This window comes from Bacillus cereus group sp. BfR-BA-01349 (genome assembly GCF_022663795.1).
Lineage (GTDB): Bacteria > Bacillota > Bacilli > Bacillales > Bacillaceae_G > Bacillus_A > Bacillus_A cereus.
The window spans coordinates 123,714-149,383 of the sequence record NZ_JAKUGE010000001.1 but is presented as its reverse complement, the minus strand read 5'-3'; the positions used below and the strand labels follow the sequence as shown (position 1 = coordinate 149,383).

The window sequence follows — 25,670 nt, the reverse complement described above, 5'->3', positions numbered from 1 at the left end:
ATATAGCAAATGGAGGCGGAATATATGAACTTTCGTTTTAATGAAGAGCAGCAAATGATGAGGAAAATGGTTCGGGATTTTGCACAGAAGGAAATAGCCCCCTTTGTTCCTAGTATGGAACAAGGGGTGTTCCCGAAAGAGATTTTGCAAAAGATGGGTGAGCTTGGATTAATGGGTATTCCAGCGCCTGCAAAATACGGCGGGGCAGAAATGGACTTTATTTCTTACATTCTAGCAATTGAGGAAATCTCAAAGGTAAGTGCAACAGTTGGTGTAATTTTAGCTGTACATACGTCAGTTGGAATGAATCCGATTTTATATTTCGGAACAGAAGAACAGAAGAAAAAATATGTTTCTAAACTTGCAACAGGGGAATATTTAGGTGCATTTGCTTTAACAGAGCCAAATGCAGGATCAGATGCAGGGAGTTTGAAATCAAGAGCTGTGAAAAAAGGTGATCATTATATTATTAATGGATCGAAAGTGTTTATTACAAATGGTGGTGAAGCAAGTACATACATTGTATTCGCTTCTACAAATCCAGAGGCAGGAAAAAGTGGTATTTCTGCATTTATAGTAGAGAAAGATACATCTGGTTTAATCATTGGAAAAGATGAACATAAGATGGGACTTCTCGGTTCTCGTACAGTACAACTTACTTTTGAAGATATGAAAGTGCCAGCTGAGAATTTACTTGGGGAAGAAGGACAAGGATTCAAGGTGGCGATGGCGAATTTAGATGTTGGGCGAATTGGAATCGGTGCGCAGGCGTTAGGAATTGCTGAAGCGGCGCTTGGCTGTGCAATTGATTATGCAAAAGAAAGGGAGCAATTCGGGAAGCCCATTGCGGCGCAGCAAGGAATTGGCTTCAAGCTTGCAGATATGGCAACAAGTGTCGAGGCAGCAAGGTTACTCGTATATAGAGCGGCATCTCTTAGGGCACAAGGATTACCATGCGGTAAAGAAGCATCTATTGCGAAATTATTTGCTTCTAAGACAGCGGTTGAAGTCGCGATTGAGGCGGTGCAAGTATTTGGTGGTTACGGTTATACGAAAGACTATCCAGTAGAACGATTTTTCCGTGATGCGAAAATCACGCAAATATATGAAGGAACAAGTGAAATACAGAAACTTGTTATTAGCCGTGCTTTATAAAAGGGCGAGGGGGAGACGGAGATGCATTTTAAATTATCAGAAGAACATGAAATGATAAGAAAAATGGTTCGAGATTTTGCTAAAAATGAAGTGGCACCAACAGCAGCTGAGCGTGATGAAGAAGAGAGATTTGATCGAGAGTTATTTGATCAAATGGCAGAGCTTGGTTTAACTGGTATTCCATGGCCTGAAGAGTACGGCGGAATTGGAAGCGATTACTTAGCGTACGTAATCGCTATTGAAGAATTATCTCGCGTTTGTGCTTCAACAGGTGTAACACTGTCCGCGCATACTTCACTTGCGGGATGGCCAATTTTTAAATTTGGGACGGAAGAGCAAAAGCAAAAGTTTTTACGACCGATGGCTGAAGGGAAGAAAATTGGTGCATATGGCTTAACGGAGCCAGGATCTGGATCGGATGCTGGTGGAATGAAGACAATCGCAAAGAGAGATGGCGATCATTATATTTTAAATGGATCAAAAATTTTCATTACAAATGGCGGTATTGCTGATATTTATGTTGTTTTTGCGCTAACTGATCCTGAATCGAAGCAGCGCGGTACGAGTGCATTTATTGTAGAAAGTGATACACCGGGATTTTCAGTTGGGAAGAAGGAGAGCAAGCTAGGGATTCGCTCTTCACCAACGACTGAAATTATGTTTGAAGATTGCCGTATTCCTGTAGAGAATCTACTTGGAGAAGAGGGGCAAGGGTTTAAAGTTGCGATGCAAACATTAGATGGAGGTCGTAACGGTATTGCGGCGCAAGCTGTTGGTATTGCACAAGGGGCTTTAGATGCTTCTGTAGAATATGCAAGGGAGCGCCATCAATTTGGAAAACCAATTGCGGCGCAGCAAGGGATTGGCTTTAAACTTGCGGATATGGCAACAGATGTAGAAGCGGCACGCCTCTTAACATATCAAGCGGCTTGGCTTGAATCAGAAGGGCTTCCGTATGGAAAAGAATCAGCGATGTCAAAAGTATTTGCAGGAGATACAGCGATGAAGGTGACGACTGAAGCGGTGCAAGTATTTGGTGGTTACGGTTATACGAAAGATTATCCAGTAGAGCGTTATATGCGAGATGCAAAGATTACACAAATATATGAAGGAACACAAGAGATTCAGAGGCTTGTAATTTCTCGTATGTTAACGAAGTAGGAACGAAAGCGTAGGTATTTTCCTACGCTTTTTCCTTCCAAAAAATAATAGAGAGGTGAAGGGAATGGTTAAACATAATGTGCATGCATCGGTGAAAGATGAAAAATTAGTTGCGTTAAGACGTGAACAAATGATTAAAGGTGCGGTGCAACTGTTTAAACAAAAAGGATTTCCGCGTACAACAACGAGAGAGATTGCAAAAGCGGCTGGGTTTAGTATAGGGACACTTTATGAGTACATTCGTACCAAAGATGATGTTTTATATTTAGTTTGTGATAGTATATATGAACATGTAAAAGAAAGATTAGAGGAAGTAGTGTGTACAGAAAAAGGGAGTATAGAAAGTTTAAAGATAGCAATAACGAATTACTTTAAAGTGATGGACGAATTACAGGAAGAAGTATTGATAATGTATCAAGAGGTACGCTTTTTACCGAAAGAATCACTTCCGTATGTATTAGAAAAGGAGTTTCAAATGGTAGGAATGTTCGAGAATATTTTAGAACAGTGTACGGAAAATGGAACATTTACATTAAATAAAAAAGAAATACAGCTTCTTGCGCATAATATTTTTATACAAGGACAGATGTGGGGATTTAGACGCTGGGCGCTGCAAAAACTGTATACGCTCGAAGAATATACAGAAATGCAAATTAGGTATGTATTGCAAGGGGCCCATATGCTTCCGAAATAAGGAACAGACAAATTATAATTTTACTACCCTATAAAAGTTTCCCGTTTTTTTTGTAGCATATTTGTGCGACTTTTGTTTATAATGAATAGTATGGATTTTTTTAAGCAGGCCGTTATATATAAGGTTATATTTGATGAAAGGAAGTGCCGCATAAGTGGATTTTAAGCAATATTCACCAGAAGAGCTAAAAGAATGTTCAATGATTGAAGTTGTACATAGCGTTTTAGGGGATAAAAAACAAGCAACGACATACAACGAGTTGGTTCAAGAAATCGCTCAAGTGCTGGGACTATCTCAAGAGCAAGTTAATGCGAAAATCGCACAATTTTATACAGACTTAAACATCGATGGACGTTTCATTAATTTAGGAGAAAATCGTTGGGGACTACGCAGCTGGTACCCATATGAGCAAATTGATGAAGAAATCTTGCCTCAACCAAAACCGAAGAAGAAACGTAAAGTTGAAGAAGACGGTTTTGACGACTACATTGAAGAAGACGAAGATGACTTCGACGATGCAGACGTAATTGAAGAAGACGATGTAGAAGATTTGGACAAAGTTCTTGAAGAAGAAGACGGAGATGACGACGATCTTGATGATTTAGACGAAGATGACGACGACTTCGCTGAAGAAGAAGAGGAAGAACTGTAGTTCTTGACTTTTCATTATCGTCCATGTAGAATCATTTTTGGGCTCTTTAAAAAAGGACGATAATACTTTTAAAGTGTAAATATAAAAGAAAATTGCTCCCTACTTATTACTCTTTGTGATGAGGGGAGCAATTTTCTTTTTTGTTTTTTGTTTAGAAAATAAAAAGAGTCTAACAATAAGATGGATACAGTGTTATCTACATACGTTGCGCTTTGCAACGGTGATTATATAACAGCAAAATAGAAGGGAGCTTTTTCATGACTAAGTATATTTTTGTAACAGGCGGTGTAGTATCGTCTTTAGGAAAAGGTATTACAGCAGCATCTCTTGGAAGACTTTTAAAAAATCGTGGTTTAAACGTAACGATTCAAAAGTTTGATCCATACATTAACGTAGACCCAGGGACTATGAGCCCATATCAACACGGTGAGGTATTCGTAACAGATGATGGCGCAGAAACTGACTTAGACCTTGGTCACTATGAGCGTTTCATCGACATTAACTTAAACAAATACAGCAACGTAACAACAGGTAAAATTTACTCTTCAGTTCTTCAAAAAGAGCGTCGCGGTGAATATTTAGGAGGAACAGTTCAAGTTATTCCTCACATTACTAACGAAATTAAAGAGCGCGTATATCGTTCTGGCCGTGAAACAAATGCGGATGTTGTTATTACAGAAATCGGTGGAACAGTTGGTGATATCGAGTCTCTACCATTCTTAGAAGCAATCCGTCAAATTAAGAGCGACATCGGTCGTGACAATGTAATGTACATTCACTGTACGTTAATCCCGTACTTAAAAGCAGCGGGTGAAATGAAGACAAAACCAACACAACATAGTGTTAAAGAACTTCGTAGCTTAGGTATTCAGCCAAACATTATCGTTGTTCGTACAGAAATGCCTGTTTCTCAAGATATGAAAGACAAGCTTGCATTATTCTGTGACATTGATACAAAAGCAGTTATCGAAGCTCGCGATGCAGATACTTTATATGCGGTTCCATTATCTCTTCAAGAACAAAACATGGACCAAATCGTTTGTGACCACTTAAAATTAGACAATCCAGCTGCAGATATGACAGAGTGGACTGCGCTAGTTAACAAAGTGCGTAATCTTTCTAAGAAAACAAAAATCGCTCTTGTTGGTAAATATGTAGAACTTCAAGATGCTTATATTTCTGTTGTAGAAGCACTTCGTCATGCTGGTTACTCATTCGACACAGATGTAGAAGTAAAATGGGTAAATGCTGAGCACGTAACAGCAGAAAACGTAAAAGAATTAGTTGGCGATACAGATGGTATCCTTGTACCAGGTGGCTTCGGCGATCGTGGTGTAGAAGGTAAAATCGTTGCGATTCAATATGCTCGTGAAAACAAAGTTCCATTCTTAGGAATTTGCTTAGGTATGCAACTTGCATCAATCGAATTCGCACGTAATGTATTAGGTTTAGAAGGTGCTAACTCTTCTGAAATCAACCCTGACACACCATATGCAATCATCGACTTATTACCAGAACAAAAAGATGTAGAGGACCTAGGTGGTACACTTCGTCTTGGTCTATACCCATGTAAGCTTGCTGAAGAAACCAATGCTTACAATGCTTATAATGAGCCGGTTGTATATGAGCGTCATCGTCATCGTTATGAGTTCAACAACCAGTTCCGTCTGGATATGGAAAAAGAAGGATTTGTATTCTCTGGTACAAGCCCAGACGGCCGTCTAGTTGAAATCATTGAATTAAAAGACCATCCTTGGTTCGTGGCAGCACAGTTCCACCCAGAACTTGTTTCTCGTCCAAACCGTCCACAACCATTGTTCCATGACTTCGTAAGAGCTTCTATTACGAATAAAGAGAGCAAGTAATAAAAAAAGCGCCTGAAATAAGGCGCTTTTTTTAATATTCATTTAACATTTCATCGATTGTGAATTTGATTCCGTGATAAGCAAATAAAGCTACTATTAAACTTGGGAATCCGTAGCGATTACCTTCATCATCTGGAATAAGACCTTTTAACAGTTTTGTATCAATATGTACGTCTGTATATCGTTCGAGTGATTCCGTACCTTCTTGAAGAGCAGAAATGCCGACAATAGAGTGTCCCTCTTCTTGTAGTTTTTTTGCAATTTCTACAACCGCTTCATCTGTTGAAAAACGGCTAATAAGAAGTACACGATCCGCAGAGGTTACTTCTGCTTCTTTACCATTTTCAAATAAGCGTTTTGCTTGCTTCATTGGTTCAGCACCGAATAGTGCCTCGGCAACAACGCCCTCCATTTCATTTGTACCATGTAAATAAATGAAACCATCGCCAACTAGTGCTTGAGCAAGTAAACGAGCGCTATCTTCTATATTCATTTCTTCTTTTTGAGAAACTCTGGAGAAATAACCACTTAATTGAGTTGAAAAAATTTTTAACATAATGTTACTCCCTTCGTACGTGTTTGCCGGCTTTCATTATAGTTTATTTTTTTAGAAAGGTGAAATCGTAGGGTAGCATAACAAAATAGGAAACGGTAAAATAAGAAAGAATAGGAAGGAATTTGCCAAAGAATAGCGAAAATAAATCGTTAAGATATAAGAAGCTTTAAATCTTGTACTTACACAGAAAGGTTGGGAATTATGGAAGGTAAAATTTTAATCGTTGATGATCAATATGGGATTCGTGTGTTATTACATGAAGTGTTCCAAAAAGAAGGTTATCAGACATTCCAAGCAGCAAATGGATTTCAAGCTTTAGATATCGTGAAAAAAGATAATCCAGATTTAGTAGTGTTAGATATGAAAATTCCAGGCATGGATGGTATAGAGATTTTAAAGCATGTAAAAGAAATTGATGAGAGTATTAAAGTAATTTTAATGACTGCTTATGGAGAGCTTGATATGATCCAAGAAGCAAAAGATTTAGGTGCTTTAATGCATTTTGCTAAACCATTTGATATTGATGAAATTCGTCAAGCTGTGAGAAATGAGCTCGCTGTAGAGGCGTAAAAATGAATTTTTTATAAAAAATATGGAAAAAAGCGTTTACATGGACTATTGTGCAGGTGAATACGGTTGAGTTTTTGAGTACAAGTTGTTATCCTATTGAGTGTAGAAAAAAGTCCGGTATGTATATATACATATTTTACCTTATTCTGGTCATACTACCAGCGATAAGAACTTATCGGATACAAAAAACGTTTTTTAGGAGGATTCACCATGCCTTTAGTTTCTATGAAAGAAATGCTAAACAAAGCACTAGAAGGAAAATACGCAGTTGGTCAATTCAACATGAACAACTTAGAGTGGACTCAAGCTATCTTAGCTGCTGCGGAAGAAGAAAAATCTCCTGTAATCCTAGGTGTATCTGAGGGTGCAGCTCGTCATATGACTGGTTTCAAAACAGTTGTAGCTATGGTTAAAGCTTTAATCGAAGAAATGAACATCACTGTTCCTGTAGCGATTCACCTTGATCATGGTTCAAGCTTCGAAAAATGTAAAGAAGCAATCGATGCAGGTTTCACATCTGTAATGATCGACGCTTCTCACCACCCATTCGAAGAAAACGTTGAAACTACTAAACAAGTAGTAGAATACGCACACGCTCGTAACGTATCTGTTGAAGCTGAGCTTGGAACAGTTGGCGGACAAGAAGACGACGTAATCGCTGAAGGCGTAATTTACGCTGACCCAGCAGAGTGTAAGCACCTTGTTGAAGCAACAGGTATCGATTGCCTAGCTCCAGCTTTAGGTTCTGTACACGGTCCTTACAAAGGTGAGCCTAACTTAGGATTCGCTGAAATGGAACAAGTTCGTGACTTCACTGGCGTACCTTTAGTATTACATGGTGGTACTGGTATCCCAACTGCTGATATCGAAAAAGCTATCTCTTTAGGTACTTCAAAAATCAACGTAAACACTGAGAACCAAATCGAGTTTACAAAAGCTGTTCGTGAAGTATTAAACAAAGACCAAGAAGTTTACGATCCTCGTAAATTTATCGGACCTGGCCGCGACGCTATCAAAGCAACTGTTATTGGTAAAATTCGCGAATTCGGTTCTAACGGTAAAGCGTAAGAATAAAATTCCGTTTTGGAAACCGTCTAGTCTTTTAGACGGTTTCCTTTCGTTGTATAATGAAAGCGTGAACAAGTCTAAAGATTTTATCATTTTTGTTTTTAAATAGAAAATAATGTGCATAGTCCTATTAATAAATGTGATAACGTATCTAAATTGATAAAGTGAATTCGATGAATAGTTGATCTTTATCTATTCGTGCTACAGGAGAAATGAAGATAATGGTTTCCTATTTATTGAGTTTTGGGATGGAAAGAGTAATTGAGATTCTTAAGGGGAGCTTTCTATAAAAAGATAGAAAGTAAATACATTCACAAGAAGGGAGCTCAATATGGAAAAATTGCTAATTGAAGGCGGAAGAGCTTTAAATGGAACAATTCGAGTAAGTGGTGCAAAGAACAGTGCCGTTGCATTAATTCCAGCGACAATTTTAGCAGATACTCCAGTAACTATTGGTGGTGTCCCTAATATTTCGGACGTGAAAATGTTAGGAGACTTACTAGAGGAAATTGGAGGGAAAGTAACTTATGGACAGGAGGAGGAGATGGTAGTCGATCCTTCTAACATGGTTGCAATGCCTTTGCCAAATGGAAAAGTGAAAAAATTGCGCGCTTCTTATTATTTAATGGGTGCAATGCTTGGCCGTTTTAAAAAAGCTGTTATTGGGCTTCCGGGTGGATGTCATTTAGGACCAAGGCCGATTGATCAGCATATTAAAGGGTTTGAAGCGCTAGGTGCACATGTTACGAATGAACAAGGTGCCATCTATTTAAGAGCAGATGAGCTACGCGGGGCACGTATTTATTTAGATGTTGTTAGTGTAGGAGCTACGATTAATATTATGCTAGCAGCTGTACGAGCAAAAGGTAGAACTGTTATTGAAAATGCAGCGAAAGAGCCCGAGATTATTGATGTAGCTACATTGTTAACAAGCATGGGGGCACGTATTAAAGGTGCTGGTACAGATGTAATCCGAATAGATGGTGTGGACTCTTTACATGGTTGTCACCATACTATCATCCCAGATCGTATTGAAGCTGGTACGTATATGATTCTAGGAGCTGCATCAGGAGGAGAAGTAACGGTTGATAATGTTATTCCTCAGCATTTAGAATCAGTTACTGCAAAGCTAAGAGAAGCTGGTGTTCAAGTTGAAACGAACGATGATCAAATTACGGTGAACGGTAATAGAAAGTTAAAAGTAGTTGATATCAAAACGCTTGTATATCCAGGTTTTCCAACGGATTTACAACAGCCGTTTACGACGCTTTTAACAAAGGCGCACGGGACGGGAGTTGTAACAGATACAATTTACGGTGCCCGTTTCAAACACATTGATGAATTACGTCGTATGAATGCTCAAATTAAAGTAGAGGGTCGTTCGGCAATTGTAACTGGTCCTGTGTTACTGCAAGGTGCAAAAGTGAAGGCGAGTGATTTACGAGCAGGAGCGGCACTTGTTATTGCAGGTTTAATGGCAGATGGAATTACAGAAGTAACAGGACTTGAGCATATTGATCGAGGTTATGAGAATATAGTGGACAAGCTTAAAGGGCTTGGAGCAAACATTTGGCGAGAACAAATGACAAAGCAAGAAATTGAAGAAATGAAGAACGCATAAGTGATACTTCCGCAAGGGGGAAGCGAAGCATCACTACTTGCGGAAGTACACTTTATAGAAAAACACGGTTCACAAAATACGGCAGAAATATAAAGACTTAAAGGAGAGGGATTATCGTGGAAAGAAGTTTATCTATGGAGTTAGTACGTGTAACAGAGGCTGCAGCTTTATCATCAGCGCGTTGGATGGGGCGCGGGAAAAAGGATGAGGCAGACGGTGCAGCAACATCAGCTATGCGTGATGTATTTGATACAATTCCGATGAAAGGTACAGTTGTAATTGGTGAAGGTGAGATGGATGAAGCACCAATGCTATATATCGGAGAGAAATTGGGTACAGGATATGGACCACGTGTAGACGTTGCGGTTGATCCTTTAGAAGGGACAAACATCGTAGCAGCTGGTGGCTGGAATGCTCTTGTTGTTATTGCAATTGCAGACCACGGTAATTTGTTACATGCCCCTGACATGTACATGGATAAAATCGCGGTTGGCCCGGAAGCAGTTGGGGCGGTCGATATTGATGCGCCTATTATTGATAACTTACGTGCAGTTGCGAAAGCGAAAAATAAAGATATTGAAGATGTTGTAGCGACAGTTTTAAATCGTCCACGTCATCAAGAAATTATCGAAGAAATTCGTAAAGCTGGTGCTCGCATTAAATTGATTAATGATGGAGATGTAGCTGGAGCGATTAATACAGCGTTTGATCGTACAGGTGTAGATATTTTATTTGGATCTGGTGGAGCACCTGAAGGTGTATTAGCAGCAGTTGCTTTAAAATGTTTAGGTGGAGAAATTCACGGAAAACTATTGCCGCAAAACGAAGCTGAATTAGCACGTTGTAAAAAAATGGGCATAGAAGACATTAATCGTATCCTTCGTATGGAGGACTTAGTAAAAGGTGACGATGCAATCTTTGCAGCAACAGGCGTAACAGATGGAGAACTATTACGCGGTGTTCAATTTAAAGGTAGCGTAGGAACAACGCAATCCCTTGTTATGCGCGCAAAATCAGGCACAGTTCGCTTCGTAGATGGTCGTCATAGCTTAAATAAAAAACCGAACTTAGTTATTAAATAAAAAGTGCAAGCGGCTCGTTCAGAATCGCAGGGCATTGGAGCTCTCGACCTTGAAGCGCTCTTTGCTTCGAGTGAGAGAGTGAAATGACCGGAGATTCTAGCCGCTGGAACTGGATTAAGTAAAAAGCGTAAGCAGCTTGTTCAGAATGGGAGGGGGATGGAGCTTCTGACGAAGAGGCGCTTTTTGCCTCGCAGGAAGAAGTGAAGCCACCGACCATTCTAGCTGCTGAAGCTGGATTAAGTAAAAAGCGGAGGTGGCTTGCTCAGAAGGGGAAGGCATTGGAACTCCTGACGAAGAGGCGTTTTGTGCCTCGCAGGAAGGGGTGAAATGACTGACCCTTCTAGACACCGGAGCTGGATTAAATAAAAAGTGCAAGCGGCTCGCTCAGAAAGGTTAAGATGGTCGACTTTTCTAACTATCGGAGCTGGAACTAAATTAAATAAGAAGCGAAGACAAATTTTCTTGTCTTCGCTTCTTGTATTTGTGTTCCAACGTATTGATTAAAACTAGATAAAAGGGTTACAATAGTGAATATTACCCTACTTGAACTTATTGCCTTTCATTATTAATTATTTGCCTTCCGTATTTTTTCCCTTTACCCATGAAAAAAGAGAATAACGTTAAAGTGTGGTGTCTGAATGAATTTGTCAATTGCAGCATTAGAAAACATGAAATTAAAAGAGTTATACGAGCTTGCGAAAGAATTTAAGATTTCGTATTATAGCAAGTTAACGAAAAAAGAGTTAATTTTTTCCATTTTGAAAGCTCGAGCAGAAAAAGAAGGTTTCTTTTTCATGGAAGGCGTATTAGAAATTATTCAATCAGAAGGATTTGGATTCCTACGTCCTATCAACTATTCTCCAAGCTCAGAAGATATTTATATCTCAGCTTCGCAAATTCGTCGTTTCGATTTACGTAATGGAGACAAGGTTTCTGGTAAAGTACGACCTCCGAAAGAAAATGAACGCTATTTTGGGTTATTACAAGTTGAAGCTGTAAACGGAGATGATCCAGATTCAGCAAAAGAGCGTGTGCATTTCCCTGCATTAACACCATTATACCCAGATCGCCAAATGAAATTGGAAACGGAACCGAAAAAGTTACCGACACGCATCATGGATTTAATCGCACCAGTTGGATTTGGACAACGTGGTTTAATTGTTGCGCCTCCAAAGGCTGGTAAAACAAGTCTATTAAAAGAAATCGCGCATAGTGTTACAACAAATCATCCGGAAGCAGAATTAATTGTACTTTTAATTGATGAGCGTCCAGAGGAAGTAACAGACATTGAACGTTCTGTTAAAGGAGATGTTGTAAGTTCTACTTTTGATGAAGTACCAGAAAATCATATTAAAGTAGCTGAGCTTGTGTTAGAACGTGCGATGCGTCTTGTAGAGCACAAGAAAGATGTTATCATTTTAATGGATAGTATTACCCGTTTAGCCCGAGCTTACAACCTCGTTATTCCACCAAGTGGTAGAACATTATCAGGTGGTATCGATCCAGCTGCCTTCCATAGACCGAAGCGTTTCTTTGGAGCTGCGCGTAATATTGAAGAAGGCGGTAGCTTAACAATTTTAGCAACAGCCCTTGTTGATACAGGATCCCGTATGGACGATGTTATTTACGAGGAATTTAAAGGAACTGGAAATATGGAACTTCACTTAGATCGTTCATTAGCTGAACGTCGTATCTTCCCGGCGATCGATATTCGCCGTTCTGGTACACGTAAAGAAGATCTATTAATTCCAAAAGAACATTTAGACAAGTTATGGGGCATTCGTAAAACAATGCGTGATACACCAGACTTCGTTGAAAGTTTCTTACGTAAGCTTCGTCAAACTAAGACAAATGAAGAGTTTTTACAAAACATTGTTGCAGACTCAAAAAGGTATGTAACAACTAAGTAAAGGGAAAAATCAGGACTCGCTTATTTTATAGTAAGCGAGTTTTTTATGCTGTTTAGGTGATATTAAAGAGAGAGATAAGTGAGAGAACCTTATCTGGTCAGAGCTGAGCGAGCCACCTCCACTTTTAAGATAATATCGAGCTCCAGCGGCTAGAATCTCCGGTCATTTCACTCTCTCACTCGAAGCAAAGAGCGCTTCAAGGTCGAGAGTTCCAATGCCCTGCGATTTTGAACGAGCCGCTTCTGCTTTTAAATGATATCCAGTTCCGGTGGCTAGCTCTTCGCATCTAAGAACCTTCCGCCCGAAAGGTAAAAAGCACCTTTAGGGCGAAAGAACCTTAACTGGTCAGAGCTGAGCGAGCCACCTCCACTTTAAATTTAATATCCAGCTCCAGCGGCTAGAATGGTCGGTGGCTTCGCGTCTTCCTACGAGGCAAAAAGCGCCTCTACGTCAGAAGCTCCATCCCCCTCCCATTCTGAACGAGCCGCTTGCGCTTTTAAAATTAAAAAGACAAAAACAGGTAGTTGCAAAATGAAGTTAGCCTTGTTATAATTTCATCATATGTGTTTCATCAATATAGTTGTGTATGCAGCTGAAGATGAAAAACTCTGTTTCGAAAATGATTCAGGGCGGAAGGAGATGAAAAGAATGAAAGCAGGAATTCACCCAGATTACAAGAAAGTTGTATTCATGGACACAAACACAGGCTTCAAATTCTTAAGCGGATCTACTAAAGGATCTAACGAAACTGTTGAGTGGGAAGATGGTAACACTTATCCATTACTAAAAGTTGAGATCAGTTCTGATTCTCACCCATTCTACACTGGACGTCAGAAGTTTGCTACTGCAGACGGACGCGTTGACCGCTTCAATAAGAAATACGGTCTTAAGTAATAAAAACATAAAACAGGCAAGTGTATGTATTCGCTTGTCTGTTTTTTTTGCGAAAATATTATACCTTTACCCTACTTTTAACTGAAAAGTAGATGAAAGGAGAGCTTCATGTACTTAATAAATCAAAATGGCTGGATTGAAGTGATTTGCGGTAGTATGTTTTCTGGCAAGTCAGAAGAGCTAATCCGCCGTGTGCGCCGTACGCAATTTGCAAAACAACATGCAATTGTATTTAAACCATGTATTGATAATCGATATAGTGAAGAAGATGTAGTATCACATAACGGATTAAAGGTAAAAGCAGTTCCTGTTTCAGCTTCAAAGGATATATTTGAACATATTACAGAAGAGCTGGATGTTATTGCAATCGATGAGGTGCAATTTTTTGATGGGGACATTGTGGAAGTGGTGCAAGTATTGGCAAATCGTGGCTATCGTGTCATTGTAGCTGGTTTAGACCAAGATTTCCGTGGTCTACCATTTGGACAAGTTCCTCAGCTGATGGCGATTGCTGAACATGTGACAAAACTACAAGCAGTATGTTCTGTATGTGGATCTCCAGCAAGTCGTACACAACGATTAATTGATGGAGAACCAGCGGCATTTGATGATCCAATTATTTTAGTTGGAGCTTCAGAATCGTATGAACCGCGTTGTCGTCATTGTCATGCAGTACCTGCAAACAAAGATAAGTAAAACTCGCTGCGCAAGGCGGGTTTTTTTCAAAATAGAGAGAATGAGCGGTGTGAGCCGCTTACGCTTTTAAATATATCTAGTTCTGGTGGCTAGCTCTTCGCATCTAAGAACCTTCCGCCCGAAAGGTAAAAAGCACCTTTAGGTCGAAAGAACCTTAGCTGGTCAGAGCTGAAAGAGCCACCGCCACTTTTAAATATAATTTGCGTTTTTTTGAGTAAGTACCATATACTATTTGTATTAGATACTAGGATGTAGAGGTGAATGATGTGTTAGATCGTTTGCAAGCTGTAGAAAATCGTTATGAGAAGTTAAATGAATTGTTAAGTGATCCAGCGATTATTAGTGATTCAAATAAGCTTCGTGAATATTCAAAGGAACAGTCTGATATACAGGAAACGGTAGAGGTGTATCGTGAGTATAAGGATGTTCGTGAGCAATTAAAAGATGCGAAAGCAATGTTAGAAGATAAGTTAGACGCAGAAATGCGTGAAATGGTAAAAGAAGAAGTTTCTGAGTTAGAATCACAAGATAAAACATTATCAGAGCGTCTGAAAATTTTACTTGTTCCAAAAGACCCTAATGATGATAAGAACGTTATCGTTGAGGTTCGTGGAGCTGCTGGTGGAGATGAGGCAGCTTTATTTGCTGGGGACTTATACCGTATGTATAGCCGTTACGCTGAGGTACAGGGCTGGAAAACGGAGATTATTGAGGCTAGCTATACAGAGTTAGGTGGATATAAAGAGATTATCTTTATGATTAATGGTAAAGGTGCTTTCGCGAAGCTGAAATTCGAGAATGGTGCTCACCGTGTACAACGTGTTCCTGAAACGGAATCTGGTGGACGTATTCATACATCTACAGCAACTGTAGCTGTATTACCAGAGGCAGAAGAAGTAGAAATTGATATTCATGAGAAAGATGTTCGTGTTGATACATTCGCTTCTAGTGGACCTGGTGGACAGAGCGTTAATACGACGATGTCAGCGGTGCGTTTAACGCATTTACCGACTGGTGTAGTTGTATCTTGTCAGGATGAGAAATCACAGATCAAGAATAAAGAAAAAGCGATGAAAGTATTACGCGCACGTGTTTATGATAAGTTTAGACAAGAAGCGCAAGCTGAGTATGATCAAAACCGTAAACAAGCTGTTGGTACGGGAGATCGTTCAGAGCGTATTCGTACGTATAACTTCCCGCAAAACCGTGTTACAGACCATCGAATCGGTTTAACGATTCAAAAGCTAGATCAAATCTTACAAGGTAAGTTAGATGATTTCATCAATGCCTTAGTGATGGAAGATCAGGCTCAAAAGATGGAGGCAGCTGAGTAATGCGTGTCTATGAAGCCCTGAAATGGGCTTCTTCTTTTTTACAGGAAAATGGACGAGATGAAAATGCGGGAGAAATTGTCCTTTGTCATGTATTAAAGGTGAACAGAACAGGATTACTTATGAATATGCGTGAAGAAATAACTGAGGATCAAGAGAAAAGCTTTACGGAGTTTATCCACAAGCATGTAGAAGGTATTCCTATTCAATATATGATTGGTTATGAAATGTTTTATGGACGGTCTTTCTTTGTGAATGAAGAAGTATTAATACCAAGACCGGAAACAGAAGAGCTTATAGTGGGAGTATTAGAAAGAATCGAGCGCCATTTTGGTGATGAGAAACTACATGTAGCAGATATAGGTACAGGTAGTGGAGCGATTTCTATTACGCTTGCTTTAGAAAATGAAAATCTTCATGTTTATACAGTAGATATTGCACAAGAGTCGATTGAAGTTGCAAAAGAAAATGCAAAAGCTTTAGGTGCAGAAGTAACGTTCTATCACGGTGATTTATTGTCACCATTTCATAAAACGGGTCAAAAGCTAGATGTTGTTGTTTCAAATCCTCCATATATACCGGAAGAGGATTGGCGTGGTCTTTCTCCTGTTGTAAAAGAGCATGAGCCGAAGAGAGCACTTGTTGGTGGTGAAGACGGATTAGATTTCTATCGCCGTTTTATGGAAGAATTGCCAAATGTGTTGCAGAAGAAAGCGATTGTGGCGTTTGAAATTGGAGTAGGACAAGGTGAGGATGTAAAAAGATTGTTACAACAAGCTTTTCCACATGCTCATGTTGAGGTTGTTTTCGATATTAACGGAAAAGATCGTATGGTATTTGCAGAGATGGAGTAAGGTTCACACCTTACTCTATTTTTTTGTGGAAAAATTCATATAGATTTTGAATTTAATAGTTTAGAAAGATGAAAGTCTGTCCACACTGTTTGTAGAAGGGACGGTGGAGGAAATGAAAAAACAAGTTATTGCTTATCTTCTTATACTATTAATTGGTGCACAGTTACTTGTGCAGTTTGGATATATGAAAGCTGATGCGAAAGGGCCTTCAGTTATTCCGAAAGAGGCCGTTCGATTAAGAATTTTAGCAAATAGTGATTCAGATAAAGACCAGGCATTAAAGCGTAAAGTGCGTGATGAAGTAAAGGCACAAATTGATGGATGGGTAGCGGATTTAACTTCATTTGAAGAGGCACGCAAAGTAATTCAAAGTCATATTCCAGAAATCGAGAAAACGGTGGAAAATACGTTAAAAAGAGAAGGAAGTAAAGATTCATTTCAAGTGAAATTTAGTAAGAATGTAAAGTTTCCTACAAAGGTATATGGGAATTTTATTTATCCAGCAGGAGAATATGAAGCAGTATTAATCACAATTGGAGAAGGTGAAGGGGCGAACTGGTGGTGTGTATTATTTCCACCAATGTGTTTCTTAGATTTTTCGAGCGGGACAGCTGTAAGAAAAGAAGAGCACGTTGTGAAGGCGGAATCTCCTGAAGAGGAGCAGGTGAAACAACTAGATGAGGAAGTAATAGATAAAGAAGAGAAGAAAGTAGATAAGGTAAAAGAAACGAAAGCTGTAAAGCAGGAAGTAGTAAAAAAAGTAACAGCTTCTGAAAAGAAAGTAGTAAAAAATGAAACAAAAGTCGAAGAGCAGCCTGTAAGTAAAGAAGAAATAAAAACTGTGGAAAAAGTGGAGAAACCTGTGGAGAAAAAACAAGAAAAACAAAATGAGTATGTAAAAGTAGAAGAGGAAGAAGAAAAGCCAGAAGTTAAATTGTTTATTGTAGAGGCTTTTACATCTTTATTCTCTAAATAGTACTATTAATAAATCCCTCTTCATATATAAAAATGAGGAGGGATTTATTATGAAGAAAGTGTATTTTGCTACGAAAGCAGATGTGGAAAGATTACATTCTTTTTTCGGACAAGCTAATAAAAAAGATGATAAAATAAATGAGTTGTACGCACAATTTATGATTTTGGAAGAAGCGGAAGAAATACGAGCTGTAATTGGTTATGAACAAAGTGGGGAAGATGTGCTTATTCGTTCTTGTTTATTCACACCTCATGTGGATAAACAGACTTTCTTATATTTTTTTGAAATGTTTTTGCAGTATATGAAAGAAAAAAGTGTTCAACAATTGTACTTACTAACAAATCATCCACAATCTGTACCGATCTTTCAGTTTTTTGACTTTTTTACTATAGAAAAGGATGAGGTTCCAGAGGGAGTTCAACAGCTAGAACATTTTTGTAAAAATATAAAAGAGCAGAATGCAATAATACTAAATTGTCAGCTATTCACAAAGTTATCCACGGATTAATTAGGTTTATCCACATTTTGTGGATAAACCTTGTTTGTCTTTTGGATAAATCTCATAGTAAACTAAAAATAGACAAGTATTTAAGGGTAGAAAAGGACGTGGAAAAAAATGCATACAAACATGTGGGTTGTGGATAATGTTGTGGAAAGAAAAAAATATTATCCACAGTTACAAGAAGCAGCAAAATTATTAAGAGAAAATGAGGCGGTGGCTTTCCCTACGGAAACAGTATATGGGTTAGGTGCAAATGCGATGGATGATGAAGCAATCGCGAAAATTTTCGAAGCGAAAGGAAGACCGAGTGATAATCCACTCATTGTCCACATAGGTACAAAATCTCAGTTAGATGGGATTGTGAAAGAAATTCCACCAGTTGCAGAGAAGTTAATGGCGCATTTTTGGCCAGGACCATTAACAATTATTTTGCCGAGAAAAGAAGGGATTTCAGAGAAGGTGACAGCAGGACTTAATACGGTTGGAGTAAGAATGCCTGATCATCCAATTGCACTTGCTCTTATTGAAGAGGCGAATGTACCTGTTGCGGCACCAAGTGCGAATCGTTCAGGGCGTCCAAGTCCAACATTAGCCTCTCACGTATATGAAGATTTGAATGGGAAGATTGCAGGTATTGTTGATGGTGGTGCAACTGGAGTAGGCGTTGAATCAACTGTAATTGATTGTACAAGCGCGGTTCCAACAATATTACGTCCAGGTGGGATTACGAAAGAACAATTAGAAGCGGTGATAGGTACTGTTTCTTTAGATCCAGCTTTAAAGGATGAGAAGGAAAAACCGAAATCGCCTGGAATGAAATACACACATTATGCCCCGAAAGCACCACTTAGTATTGTTGAGGGCTCACGTGAGTTTATTCAGCATCTTGTGGATGAGAAAAAGGAAGGAGGATTTAAAGTAGGCGTATTAACGACAGAAGAGTATCAGCATGTATATAGTGCAGATGTTATATTATCTTGTGGTGTTAGAAGTGACTTAGCTAGTGTTGCGACTAAATTATATGATGTACTTAGAACATTTGATGCAAGTGAAGTGGATGTTATTTTTAGTGAGTCATTCCCTAATGAAGGAATAGGAAATGCAATTATGAATCGTTTAACAAAAGCGGCAGGACATCATATTATTATTGAATGATAAGGTAAGATTAGCAAACAGAATATTTCTCCTTGGATAAGCATATTGTGAAGTAGCACGTCCAAGGAGGGGCATGAATGACGTTTGAACAGCTAATACCTTTAATAATTATGGCATTCGCCTTAGGGATGGATGCGTTCTCGGTGAGTCTTGGTATGGGGATGATACCCCTAAAGTTAAGACAAATCCTGTATATTGGTATGACGATAGGGATATTTCATATTATTATGCCGTTTATAGGAATGGTACTAGGTCGTTTTTTATCAGAGAAGTATGGAGATATCGCACATTTTGCGGGTGCTATTTTATTAATCGGACTAGGGTTTTATATCGTATATTCGAGCATTTTACAAAATGAAGAGACTAGAACAGCCCCTATTGGAATTAGTTTATTCGTATTTGCATTTGGCGTCAGTATAGATAGTTTCTCAGTAGGACTTAGTCTTGGTATTTATGGGGCACAAACAATTATTACGATTTTACTTTTTGGATTTGTTAGCATGTTATTAGCGTGGATGGGTTTATTAATTGGGAGACATGCGAAAGATATGCTCGGTACATATGGTGAGATAGTAGGGGGTATCATTTTAGTTGGGTTTGGATTATATATCCTTTTTCCTATATAATTTTATGTAGGAGGGAATTATGAACAAGCTATTGGAATGGTATGTTAAATTTTTAACCTTCTATCCTCGATGGCTAAGAAGACTTATAATTTGGGGTATTATTTTGCAAATTTCGATGTTAGGTTGGATTAAGTTAATTCGTGAATGGTGAGATAGTTCCTTTCTGTGAATATTTTGTTTGTACTATATTTATTGCGCTAAAAATTACAGATATAGAAAGGATGAGATGAATGACGAGATTGAAGCAAGTTTTTGGTATTATTATTAGTTTTTTTGTTTTTTGGTTTAGTATGCTCGGTGTACAAATGTTTGCTGAGTTTTTAGATATTGAGTCATTGAAATTTGTTGCGGGAAAGACTGAGGCGGCGCGTGCCTTTTACTCTCCGTACCCGTTTTTAATTGTTTTTCTTATTACATTACTTTCCCTATACTTCTTCGTAATTAAGCTAGGGAAGCCGAAAAAAGAGAAAATGCCTACTTTAGAGGAAAAGAAGGAAGAATTACAATGATAAAATCCCCTGCTAAAAAGCAGGGGATTTTATATTTGAGTGATGGGAGGAATCTAGCCGTCTTGCTTTTAAATATATCCAGCTCCAACGGCTAGAATGGTCGGTGGCTTCGCGTCTTCCTGCGATTCTGAACGAGCCGCTTCCGCTTTTAGATTGGCCTAACCAATTCAAATTGTTCTCCTAATTTTGCATAGTTGTGTCCTGCTAGGCGGCTTATTGGTTTGAGTCCTTCGGCGTGAATGCGCCCTTTTTCATATAGATGTTCGGCAACGTGGAAACGAACGACGCGTCCAATTAGTAGATCACAAGCTGGTGAGTCTTCCGTTCCGCCAAGTGGAATTGCACGTTCTAATACGCATTCCATTCGAATATTTGCTTCTTTTACACCTGGAACAGAGATGACTTCACTTTCGATTGGTGTTAGTTTTGCTAGTTCAATTTCACTTTCATTTGGCGGGAGGTTAGCTGCTGTTTCGTTAATTGCTGCTACATATGATTCGTCAGAAATATGTACGACAAATTCTCCTTTTTCAATTGCGTTTCGGGAAGTGTCCTTTCTTTCTCCGACTTTTCGTTGTACAGATACTGAGATAAGTGGTGGATTAGCAGCGACAATATTGAAATAACTATATGGTGCTCCGTTTAGTACGCCTTCTTTTGTTACAGAAGTAACGAATGCGACAGGACGAGGGATGATACTTCCAGTAAGTAATTTGTAATTATCTTTTTCAGTTTGTTCATTTGGATTAATGGATAACATGCTTGTAATCCCCTTTCTAAATATGAATACTTATTGTTTGTTTACAAGATAACGATGAGAAAATCCTGCTGGAAATAATATTTTGTTTCATAAAAAGAACTTACTTCAATTGTAATGAAGTAAGTTCTTTTTTCAAGAATCTCAAATTTGAGATAAAAATTAAAGTAAAACGTATGCCCCAGGTCCGATTAAAGCTACACCAACAGCGACAGCGATTAACATTAAGTTATATTCATATCCGTTTTGGGTTACCCAGTAACCATTTTTTCCGTGAACAGTGAAGATAGCCATTAACATTGTTCCAATGATAAATAATGAACCAACTACAATGAAAATACCTGATGCAAATAAGAAACCACCTAGTAATTCAGTTGCGCCAGCCATAAATGCCATAAATACACCAGGACGTAAACCGATTGACTCCATCCAGCCACCTGTTCCTTTTAAACCGTAACCGCCGAACCAACCAAATAATTTTTGAGCACCATGACCCATGAATGTAATTCCTATAATAAGACGAATAATAAGTAGACCGAAATCCATCATTTTTAAAAACCCCCTAAAAGTTATTAACTTACCTTACGTAAGTAATAATAAAATAGTTACTTACTTTAGTCAAGTGGATTTTGAAAAAAGTTTGAATTAAATTTTACAAATTAACAACAAAAAATAAAATGTAGTAAAGACCTCTAGACAAGTTGGGCAAAAAAAGAGAAAATATAAATAGAAGTTAACTTCTAATTGTTATTCAGACAATCAGAATTGACTGGAATTTTGTGAAGCGCTACAATAAGAGTCTATTAGTAATGACGTAATTTATTTCGAAAGCGTTTTTACAGTATAATATTCGAAGTATGAAGTCTTACATGTATCCCGAGCTTTACTAGGGATTGCCCTATAAACTTTTAGGTAAATTATAAGGAGGACTATCCTATGTTTAAAAAATTATTCGGTCTTGGTTCAAAAACAAATGAAGAAACAATCGTAGCTCCATTAACTGGAGCAGTGAAAAATATTGAAGAAGTACCAGATCCAGTATTTGCTGGTCGTATGATGGGTGACGGTGTTGCAATCGATCCTACTGAAGGTGTAGTTGTATCTCCAGTTGATGGTGAAATCGTACAATTATTCCACACAAAACATGCTATTGGAATTAAAGCGAAAAACGGTACAGAAATTTTAATCCACGTTGGATTAGAAACTGTAAAAATGGAAGGCGAAGGATTCGAAGCTCACGTTTCTGAAGGCCAAGCTGTAAAAGCTGGAGATAAATTAATCTCATTCGACTTAGAATTAATCCGTGAAAAAGCGAAAAGCACAATTACTCCAATTGTTATTACAAACACAGATGCAGCTGAGTCTATTAAGACAACTGTAGGCGTAGCAGCTACAAAAGGTTCAACAGAAGTAATGAAAGTTACAATGAAATAAGTGCAATATAAGAGGAATCCGTTTCGTATGAAATGGATTCCTTATTTTTGTTGCATGTTCAGCATGTATGTTAAAATACTCTAGGCACTTGGAAATAGGGTTTCACATATATGTGGATAAGGCGCATTTTTCTTAGAAAAAATATAAGAGAAATGCGCCTTTTGTATATTCACATTTCTTTTGTTCTATTCTAATGTAAGTTATGATGAATGGTAAGAAATCGAATATAGGGGTGGGTTTGAATGAAACGAGTGTTATTTGTTTGTACTGGCAATACATGTCGTAGTCCAATGGCTGAGGCGTTGCTTCGTCATCACGGAGGAGATAAGTTTGAAGTGCAATCTGCTGGTGTTTTCGCCTATCCTGGGAGCGATGCATCGGTACATGCGAAGGAAGCTTTAGCTGAAAAAGGAATTTTAATTGATCATGCGGCGCAGCAAGTAAATGAAACTTTGCTTGATTGGGCTGATATTGTCGTAACGATGACAGAAAACCATAAGCAAATTGTACTTGGGCATTATCCGAGCGTTGAAAAGAAATTAAATACGTTATATGGATTAACTGAAGGTATAGGCAAGGATATTTCAGATCCACTTGGAGGCTCGCTTTCTATTTATAAAGAAACGTTAGATGAGATGGAAAAACTTGTACAAACTTTACTGAAAAAACATTCAGTAGGTTGATGTTTCGTGTATAATACGATATTGGAGATCACTTCTTCCTATGTGAGGTAGCGAGTGTGAAATGAAGATAATTGATTGAAAATTTGGAGGGGTAAAAATGAAAGTAGTAATAGCATCTGATCACGGCGGTATGAATATCCGCAAAGAACTTGTAAGTTTATTAGAAGAGTTAAATATTGAATATATTGATTTAGGTTGTGAATGTGAAGCTGGTTCTGTTGATTACCCTGACTTTGCGTTTCCAGCAGCTGAAATGGTAGCGAATGGTGAAGTAGATCGTGGTATTTTAGTTTGTGGGACAGGCATTGGTATGTCAATCGCAGCAAACAAAGTAAATGGTATCCGTTGTGCGTTAGTTCATGATACTTTCAGCGCGAAAGCAACGAGAGAGCATAATGACACTAGCATGCTAGCGATGGGCGAGCGTGTAATTGGTGCTGGTCTAGCGCGTGATATCGCGAAAATCTGGTTAACAACTGACTATGAAGGTGGTCGTCACGAAAACCGCGTAGGAAAAATTAAAACATACGAAACAAAGTAATAGATTCTAACTATCAGTAGTGTGAAATATAATTTGGTGAACCAACCTGTGAAAGGAAGAGGCGTAATGACAGAAATCGTAAAGGTAAGAGAACAGCTACAAATGTCGCTTTCTGATTTCCAAGAACAAGCTTCATTACAAAGCGGTCAAATTTTTGTAGTGGGTTGTAGCACGAGCGAAGTGCTAGGCGAAAGAATTGGAACATCAGGAACGATGGAAGTAGCAGAGGCGATTTTCTCTGAGTTAAAACAATTTCAAGAGCAAACAGGTATTGAATTAGCGTTTCAATGTTGTGAGCATTTAAACCGTGCTTTAGTAGTTGAGAGAGAAGTAGCGATAAAATATCAATTTGAAATTGTAACAGTTACGCCTGTTAGATCAGCAGGTGGTGCATTGGGGACATACGCGTATCACAATTTGAAAGATCCGGTAGTAGTTGAGTTTATTAAAGCTGATGCAGGAATGGATATTGGTGATACATTTATCGGTATGCATTTAAAGCATGTAGCTGTTCCGGTTCGTACAAGTGTGAAGGCAATTGGAAGTGCGCATGTAACGATGGCCAAAACACGTGGAAAACTAATTGGTGGAGCGCGTGCTGTCTATGCGGCAGTGGAAGAGACTACCACTTGCCGTTAAATATGAGAAATTAGGAAGTCATATAGTAACTGTTTATCATAAGATAAAAGGTATGTTGTCTGACTTTATAATAGAAGAAAGAAAAGACCGATTTTCGGTCTTTTTTTTCTTTTATGATATAGAAAGTCATGTTAGAATGTAGTTGAAAACATGAAGGTTCGAAAGAATTACAACCTGAATTTTCGTTTTTTCTGAATAAATAAGAAAAAACTGTTGGGAATCGATGTAATTCGTTCAGAAAAGGGGGATTTTGGTGGATCATTTAAAACGTCAAGATGAAAAGGTATTTGCTGCAATTGAGGCAGAACTAGGAAGACAGCGTTCAAAGATTGAGTTAATTGCTTCGGAAAACTTCGTAAGTGAAGCAGTAATGGAGGCACAAGGTTCTGTTTTAACGAATAAGTATGCTGAAGGATATCCTGGAAAACGTTACTATGGTGGCTGTGAACACGTAGACGTAGTAGAAGATATCGCACGTGATCGCGTGAAAGAAATTTTCGGCGCAGAGCACGTAAATGTTCAACCACACTCTGGTGCACAAGCGAACATGGCAGTATACTTTACGATTTTAGAGCAAGGCGATACAGTACTTGGTATGAACTTATCTCATGGTGGTCACTTAACACACGGAAGCCCTGTTAACTTCAGTGGAGTACAATATAATTTCGTAGAATATGGCGTGGATGCTGACTCTCACCGTATTAATTACGATGATGTATTAGCAAAAGCGAAAGAACATAAACCAAAATTAATCGTTGCAGGTGCAAGTGCATACCCTCGTGTTATCGATTTCAAGCGATTCCGTGAGATTGCAGATGAAGTGGGCGCTTATTTAATGGTTGATATGGCACATATCGCTGGTTTAGTAGCTGCTGGTTTACACCCAAATCCAGTACCACATGCACATTTCGTTACAACGACAACACATAAAACGTTACGTGGTCCGCGTGGTGGTATGATTTTATGTGAAGAGCAATTTGCAAAACAAATTGATAAATCAATCTTCCCTGGTATTCAAGGTGGTCCACTTATGCACGTAATCGCTGCAAAAGCTGTTGCATTTGGTGAAGCACTTCAAGATGATTTCAAAACATATGCACAAAATATCATTAACAATGCGAACCGCTTAGCTGAAGGTCTTCAAAAAGAAGGACTTACACTTGTTTCTGGCGGAACAGACAATCACTTAATCTTGATTGATGTTCGTAACTTAGAAATCACAGGTAAAGTAGCAGAGCACGTATTAGATGAAGTTGGTATTACAGTGAACAAAAATACAATTCCATTTGAAACAGCAAGCCCATTTGTAACAAGTGGTGTACGTATCGGTACAGCAGCTGTAACATCTCGTGGTTTCGGTTTAGAAGAAATGGATGAAATTGCGTCACTTATTGCTTATACATTAAAAAATCATGAAAATGAAGTTGCATTAGAAGAAGTACGTAAGCGTGTAGAAGCGTTAACTAGCAAATTCACAATGTATCCAAATCTATAATAGATTGAAGAAGACTGCCGAGACTTAATTGTTTTGGCGGTCTTTTTTGTGGACATATATTATTTTTAAAGTATGTATACAAATGATGAATAAATTTTGGCGATATAATGAAGGATACAGCTCCCATAATTGGTAAAGATACTAGATAGATTCATCGTAAAATCATGATTTTGCCAAATTTGCCCTTGAATATTAGTAGCGTTTTCTTTACAATCGTAAATAGTGTAAAAAAGCGTGCAAACGC

28 protein-coding genes are annotated in these 25,670 nt (G+C 38.4%); 25 read left to right on the top strand and 3 right to left on the bottom strand.

The window, feature by feature from the left end:
• Nucleotides 1-24 precede the first annotated feature (24 nt).
• The 5 genes from MR169_RS00720 to pyrG all read left to right on the top strand — a co-directional run bounded on the left by MR169_RS00720 (nt 25) and on the right by pyrG (nt 5,527).
• Nucleotides 25-1,155, top strand: coding sequence for an acyl-CoA dehydrogenase (locus MR169_RS00720; protein ID WP_001011181.1), 1,131 nt, complete (start codon nt 25-27; stop codon nt 1,153-1,155).
• Nucleotides 1,156-1,176: 21 nt separating this feature from the next.
• Nucleotides 1,177-2,316 (top strand): acyl-CoA dehydrogenase AcdA, encoded by a 1,140-nt coding sequence (gene acdA / locus MR169_RS00715; RefSeq protein ID WP_000545543.1) that lies wholly within the window; start codon nt 1,177-1,179, stop codon nt 2,314-2,316.
• Nucleotides 2,317-2,380: 64 nt separating this feature from the next.
• Complete coding sequence (locus tag MR169_RS00710; protein WP_000238599.1) at nt 2,381-3,010, top strand: TetR/AcrR family transcriptional regulator; 630 nt, start codon at nt 2,381-2,383, stop codon at nt 3,008-3,010.
• A 154-nt stretch (nt 3,011-3,164) separates the two neighbouring features.
• Nucleotides 3,165-3,662: a DNA-directed RNA polymerase subunit delta gene (gene rpoE, locus MR169_RS00705; protein ID WP_242318742.1), complete on the top strand. Its 498-nt coding sequence runs from the start codon at nt 3,165-3,167 to the stop codon at nt 3,660-3,662.
• Between the two features lie 257 nt (nt 3,663-3,919).
• The gene (gene pyrG, locus MR169_RS00700; RefSeq protein WP_242318741.1) at nt 3,920-5,527 is read left to right on the top strand and encodes a CTP synthase; all 1,608 of its coding nucleotides are present in this window, start codon (nt 3,920-3,922) and stop codon (nt 5,525-5,527) included.
• Between the two features lie 31 nt (nt 5,528-5,558).
• Here pyrG and MR169_RS00695 read toward each other — a convergent pair whose 3' ends face one another.
• Complete coding sequence (locus tag MR169_RS00695; RefSeq protein WP_000912402.1) at nt 5,559-6,083, bottom strand: DUF2529 domain-containing protein; 525 nt, start codon at nt 6,081-6,083, stop codon at nt 5,559-5,561.
• A 201-nt stretch (nt 6,084-6,284) separates the two neighbouring features.
• Between MR169_RS00695 and spo0F the strand changes: the two genes are divergently transcribed.
• From spo0F to MR169_RS00625, 15 genes are all read left to right on the top strand, one after another.
• On the top strand, nt 6,285-6,653 hold the full coding sequence (gene spo0F / locus MR169_RS00690) for a sporulation initiation phosphotransferase Spo0F (RefSeq protein WP_000398594.1): 369 nt from the start codon (nt 6,285-6,287) through the stop codon (nt 6,651-6,653).
• Between the two features lie 210 nt (nt 6,654-6,863).
• Nucleotides 6,864-7,721 (top strand): class II fructose-bisphosphate aldolase, encoded by an 858-nt coding sequence (locus MR169_RS00685; RefSeq protein WP_001131855.1) that lies wholly within the window; start codon nt 6,864-6,866, stop codon nt 7,719-7,721.
• A gap of 331 nt (nt 7,722-8,052) precedes the next feature.
• Nucleotides 8,053-9,342, top strand: a complete 1,290-nt coding sequence (murA, locus tag MR169_RS00680; RefSeq protein WP_000413254.1) for a UDP-N-acetylglucosamine 1-carboxyvinyltransferase — start codon at nt 8,053-8,055, stop codon at nt 9,340-9,342.
• Between the two features lie 116 nt (nt 9,343-9,458).
• Nucleotides 9,459-10,424 carry a class II fructose-bisphosphatase gene (gene glpX, locus MR169_RS00675; protein WP_242318740.1) on the top strand — a complete coding sequence of 322 codons (966 nt, stop codon included), beginning with the start codon at nt 9,459-9,461 and terminating at the stop codon, nt 10,422-10,424.
• 638 nt (nt 10,425-11,062) lie between these two features.
• Nucleotides 11,063-12,334, top strand: a complete 1,272-nt coding sequence (gene rho, locus MR169_RS00670) for a transcription termination factor Rho (protein ID WP_001053903.1) — start codon at nt 11,063-11,065, stop codon at nt 12,332-12,334.
• A gap of 648 nt (nt 12,335-12,982) precedes the next feature.
• Nucleotides 12,983-13,228 carry a type B 50S ribosomal protein L31 gene (locus MR169_RS00665; protein ID WP_000643433.1) on the top strand — a complete coding sequence of 82 codons (246 nt, stop codon included), beginning with the start codon at nt 12,983-12,985 and terminating at the stop codon, nt 13,226-13,228.
• 108 nt (nt 13,229-13,336) lie between these two features.
• The gene (locus MR169_RS00660) at nt 13,337-13,924 is read left to right on the top strand and encodes a thymidine kinase (protein WP_000280859.1); all 588 of its coding nucleotides are present in this window, start codon (nt 13,337-13,339) and stop codon (nt 13,922-13,924) included.
• A gap of 266 nt (nt 13,925-14,190) precedes the next feature.
• Entirely contained in the window at nt 14,191-15,258 is a 1,068-nt protein-coding gene (gene prfA / locus MR169_RS00655) for a peptide chain release factor 1 (protein WP_000887064.1), read from the top strand.
• Complete coding sequence (gene prmC / locus MR169_RS00650) at nt 15,258-16,109, top strand: peptide chain release factor N(5)-glutamine methyltransferase (RefSeq protein ID WP_001267055.1); 852 nt, start codon at nt 15,258-15,260, stop codon at nt 16,107-16,109. The genes prfA and prmC overlap by 1 nt, the downstream gene beginning before the upstream one ends.
• A gap of 112 nt (nt 16,110-16,221) precedes the next feature.
• Complete coding sequence (spoIIR, locus tag MR169_RS00645; protein ID WP_000745063.1) at nt 16,222-17,085, top strand: stage II sporulation protein R; 864 nt, start codon at nt 16,222-16,224, stop codon at nt 17,083-17,085.
• Between the two features lie 49 nt (nt 17,086-17,134).
• On the top strand, nt 17,135-17,593 hold the full coding sequence (locus MR169_RS00640; RefSeq protein ID WP_242318739.1) for a GNAT family N-acetyltransferase: 459 nt from the start codon (nt 17,135-17,137) through the stop codon (nt 17,591-17,593).
• Between the two features lie 108 nt (nt 17,594-17,701).
• Nucleotides 17,702-18,742 (top strand): L-threonylcarbamoyladenylate synthase, encoded by a 1,041-nt coding sequence (locus MR169_RS00635; protein WP_242318738.1) that lies wholly within the window; start codon nt 17,702-17,704, stop codon nt 18,740-18,742.
• Nucleotides 18,743-18,819: 77 nt separating this feature from the next.
• The gene (locus tag MR169_RS00630; protein ID WP_000142463.1) at nt 18,820-19,368 is read left to right on the top strand and encodes a manganese efflux pump MntP; all 549 of its coding nucleotides are present in this window, start codon (nt 18,820-18,822) and stop codon (nt 19,366-19,368) included.
• Between the two features lie 19 nt (nt 19,369-19,387).
• Nucleotides 19,388-19,519 (top strand): hypothetical protein, encoded by a 132-nt coding sequence (locus MR169_RS28140; protein WP_001037636.1) that lies wholly within the window; start codon nt 19,388-19,390, stop codon nt 19,517-19,519.
• 79 nt (nt 19,520-19,598) lie between these two features.
• On the top strand, nt 19,599-19,877 hold the full coding sequence (locus tag MR169_RS00625) for a DUF3935 domain-containing protein (protein ID WP_000197472.1): 279 nt from the start codon (nt 19,599-19,601) through the stop codon (nt 19,875-19,877).
• A 148-nt stretch (nt 19,878-20,025) separates the two neighbouring features.
• Here MR169_RS00625 and MR169_RS00620 read toward each other — a convergent pair whose 3' ends face one another.
• Nucleotides 20,026-20,637, bottom strand: coding sequence for a flavin reductase family protein (locus MR169_RS00620; protein WP_000949056.1), 612 nt, complete (start codon nt 20,635-20,637; stop codon nt 20,026-20,028).
• A 159-nt stretch (nt 20,638-20,796) separates the two neighbouring features.
• Nucleotides 20,797-21,183, bottom strand: a complete 387-nt coding sequence (locus MR169_RS00615) for a DoxX family protein (RefSeq protein WP_000968615.1) — start codon at nt 21,181-21,183, stop codon at nt 20,797-20,799.
• Nucleotides 21,184-21,570: 387 nt separating this feature from the next.
• On the opposite strand from MR169_RS00615, the gene MR169_RS00610 reads away from it, so the two are divergent.
• The 5 genes from MR169_RS00610 to glyA all read left to right on the top strand — a co-directional run bounded on the left by MR169_RS00610 (nt 21,571) and on the right by glyA (nt 25,426).
• Nucleotides 21,571-22,068, top strand: coding sequence for a PTS sugar transporter subunit IIA (locus MR169_RS00610; RefSeq protein ID WP_000473665.1), 498 nt, complete (start codon nt 21,571-21,573; stop codon nt 22,066-22,068).
• Between the two features lie 242 nt (nt 22,069-22,310).
• Nucleotides 22,311-22,751 carry a low molecular weight protein arginine phosphatase gene (locus MR169_RS00605; RefSeq protein ID WP_242318737.1) on the top strand — a complete coding sequence of 147 codons (441 nt, stop codon included), beginning with the start codon at nt 22,311-22,313 and terminating at the stop codon, nt 22,749-22,751.
• Nucleotides 22,752-22,848: 97 nt separating this feature from the next.
• Nucleotides 22,849-23,292 (top strand): ribose 5-phosphate isomerase B, encoded by a 444-nt coding sequence (rpiB, locus tag MR169_RS00600; RefSeq protein WP_242318736.1) that lies wholly within the window; start codon nt 22,849-22,851, stop codon nt 23,290-23,292.
• Nucleotides 23,293-23,358: 66 nt separating this feature from the next.
• Nucleotides 23,359-23,931, top strand: coding sequence for a TIGR01440 family protein (locus MR169_RS00595; protein ID WP_000136376.1), 573 nt, complete (start codon nt 23,359-23,361; stop codon nt 23,929-23,931).
• 253 nt (nt 23,932-24,184) lie between these two features.
• Nucleotides 24,185-25,426 (top strand): serine hydroxymethyltransferase, encoded by a 1,242-nt coding sequence (glyA, locus tag MR169_RS00590; protein ID WP_000349809.1) that lies wholly within the window; start codon nt 24,185-24,187, stop codon nt 25,424-25,426.
• The last annotated feature ends 244 nt before the right edge of the window (nt 25,427-25,670 follow it).

Excerpts from the sequence above, each read along its gene's own strand:
- MR169_RS00635 (WP_242318738.1), top strand. The coding sequence starts at position 17,702 with ATGCATACAAACATGTGGGTTGTGGATAATGTTGTGGAAAGAAAAAAA.
- prmC (WP_001267055.1), top strand. The coding sequence starts at position 15,258 with ATGCGTGTCTATGAAGCCCTGAAATGGGCTTCTTCTTTTTTACAGGAA.
- MR169_RS00695 (WP_000912402.1), bottom strand. The coding sequence starts at position 6,083 with ATGTTAAAAATTTTTTCAACTCAATTAAGTGGTTATTTCTCCAGAGTT.
- MR169_RS00660 (WP_000280859.1), top strand. The coding sequence starts at position 13,337 with ATGTACTTAATAAATCAAAATGGCTGGATTGAAGTGATTTGCGGTAGT.
- MR169_RS00625 (WP_000197472.1), top strand. The coding sequence starts at position 19,599 with ATGACGAGATTGAAGCAAGTTTTTGGTATTATTATTAGTTTTTTTGTT.
- MR169_RS00595 (WP_000136376.1), top strand. The coding sequence starts at position 23,359 with ATGACAGAAATCGTAAAGGTAAGAGAACAGCTACAAATGTCGCTTTCT.
- spoIIR (WP_000745063.1), top strand. The coding sequence starts at position 16,222 with ATGAAAAAACAAGTTATTGCTTATCTTCTTATACTATTAATTGGTGCA.
- MR169_RS00610 (WP_000473665.1), top strand. The coding sequence starts at position 21,571 with ATGTTTAAAAAATTATTCGGTCTTGGTTCAAAAACAAATGAAGAAACA.
- MR169_RS00710 (WP_000238599.1), top strand. The coding sequence starts at position 2,381 with ATGGTTAAACATAATGTGCATGCATCGGTGAAAGATGAAAAATTAGTT.
- MR169_RS00720 (WP_001011181.1), top strand. The coding sequence starts at position 25 with ATGAACTTTCGTTTTAATGAAGAGCAGCAAATGATGAGGAAAATGGTT.
- MR169_RS00630 (WP_000142463.1), top strand. The coding sequence starts at position 18,820 with ATGACGTTTGAACAGCTAATACCTTTAATAATTATGGCATTCGCCTTA.
- murA (WP_000413254.1), top strand. The coding sequence starts at position 8,053 with ATGGAAAAATTGCTAATTGAAGGCGGAAGAGCTTTAAATGGAACAATT.
- pyrG (WP_242318741.1), top strand. The coding sequence starts at position 3,920 with ATGACTAAGTATATTTTTGTAACAGGCGGTGTAGTATCGTCTTTAGGA.
- acdA (WP_000545543.1), top strand. The coding sequence starts at position 1,177 with ATGCATTTTAAATTATCAGAAGAACATGAAATGATAAGAAAAATGGTT.
- rho (WP_001053903.1), top strand. The coding sequence starts at position 11,063 with ATGAATTTGTCAATTGCAGCATTAGAAAACATGAAATTAAAAGAGTTA.
- rpiB (WP_242318736.1), top strand. The coding sequence starts at position 22,849 with ATGAAAGTAGTAATAGCATCTGATCACGGCGGTATGAATATCCGCAAA.
- MR169_RS00615 (WP_000968615.1), bottom strand. The coding sequence starts at position 21,183 with ATGATGGATTTCGGTCTACTTATTATTCGTCTTATTATAGGAATTACA.
- MR169_RS00640 (WP_242318739.1), top strand. The coding sequence starts at position 17,135 with ATGAAGAAAGTGTATTTTGCTACGAAAGCAGATGTGGAAAGATTACAT.
- MR169_RS00665 (WP_000643433.1), top strand. The coding sequence starts at position 12,983 with ATGAAAGCAGGAATTCACCCAGATTACAAGAAAGTTGTATTCATGGAC.
- MR169_RS00605 (WP_242318737.1), top strand. The coding sequence starts at position 22,311 with ATGAAACGAGTGTTATTTGTTTGTACTGGCAATACATGTCGTAGTCCA.
- MR169_RS00620 (WP_000949056.1), bottom strand. The coding sequence starts at position 20,637 with ATGTTATCCATTAATCCAAATGAACAAACTGAAAAAGATAATTACAAA.
- MR169_RS28140 (WP_001037636.1), top strand. The coding sequence starts at position 19,388 with ATGAACAAGCTATTGGAATGGTATGTTAAATTTTTAACCTTCTATCCT.
- MR169_RS00685 (WP_001131855.1), top strand. The coding sequence starts at position 6,864 with ATGCCTTTAGTTTCTATGAAAGAAATGCTAAACAAAGCACTAGAAGGA.
- spo0F (WP_000398594.1), top strand. The coding sequence starts at position 6,285 with ATGGAAGGTAAAATTTTAATCGTTGATGATCAATATGGGATTCGTGTG.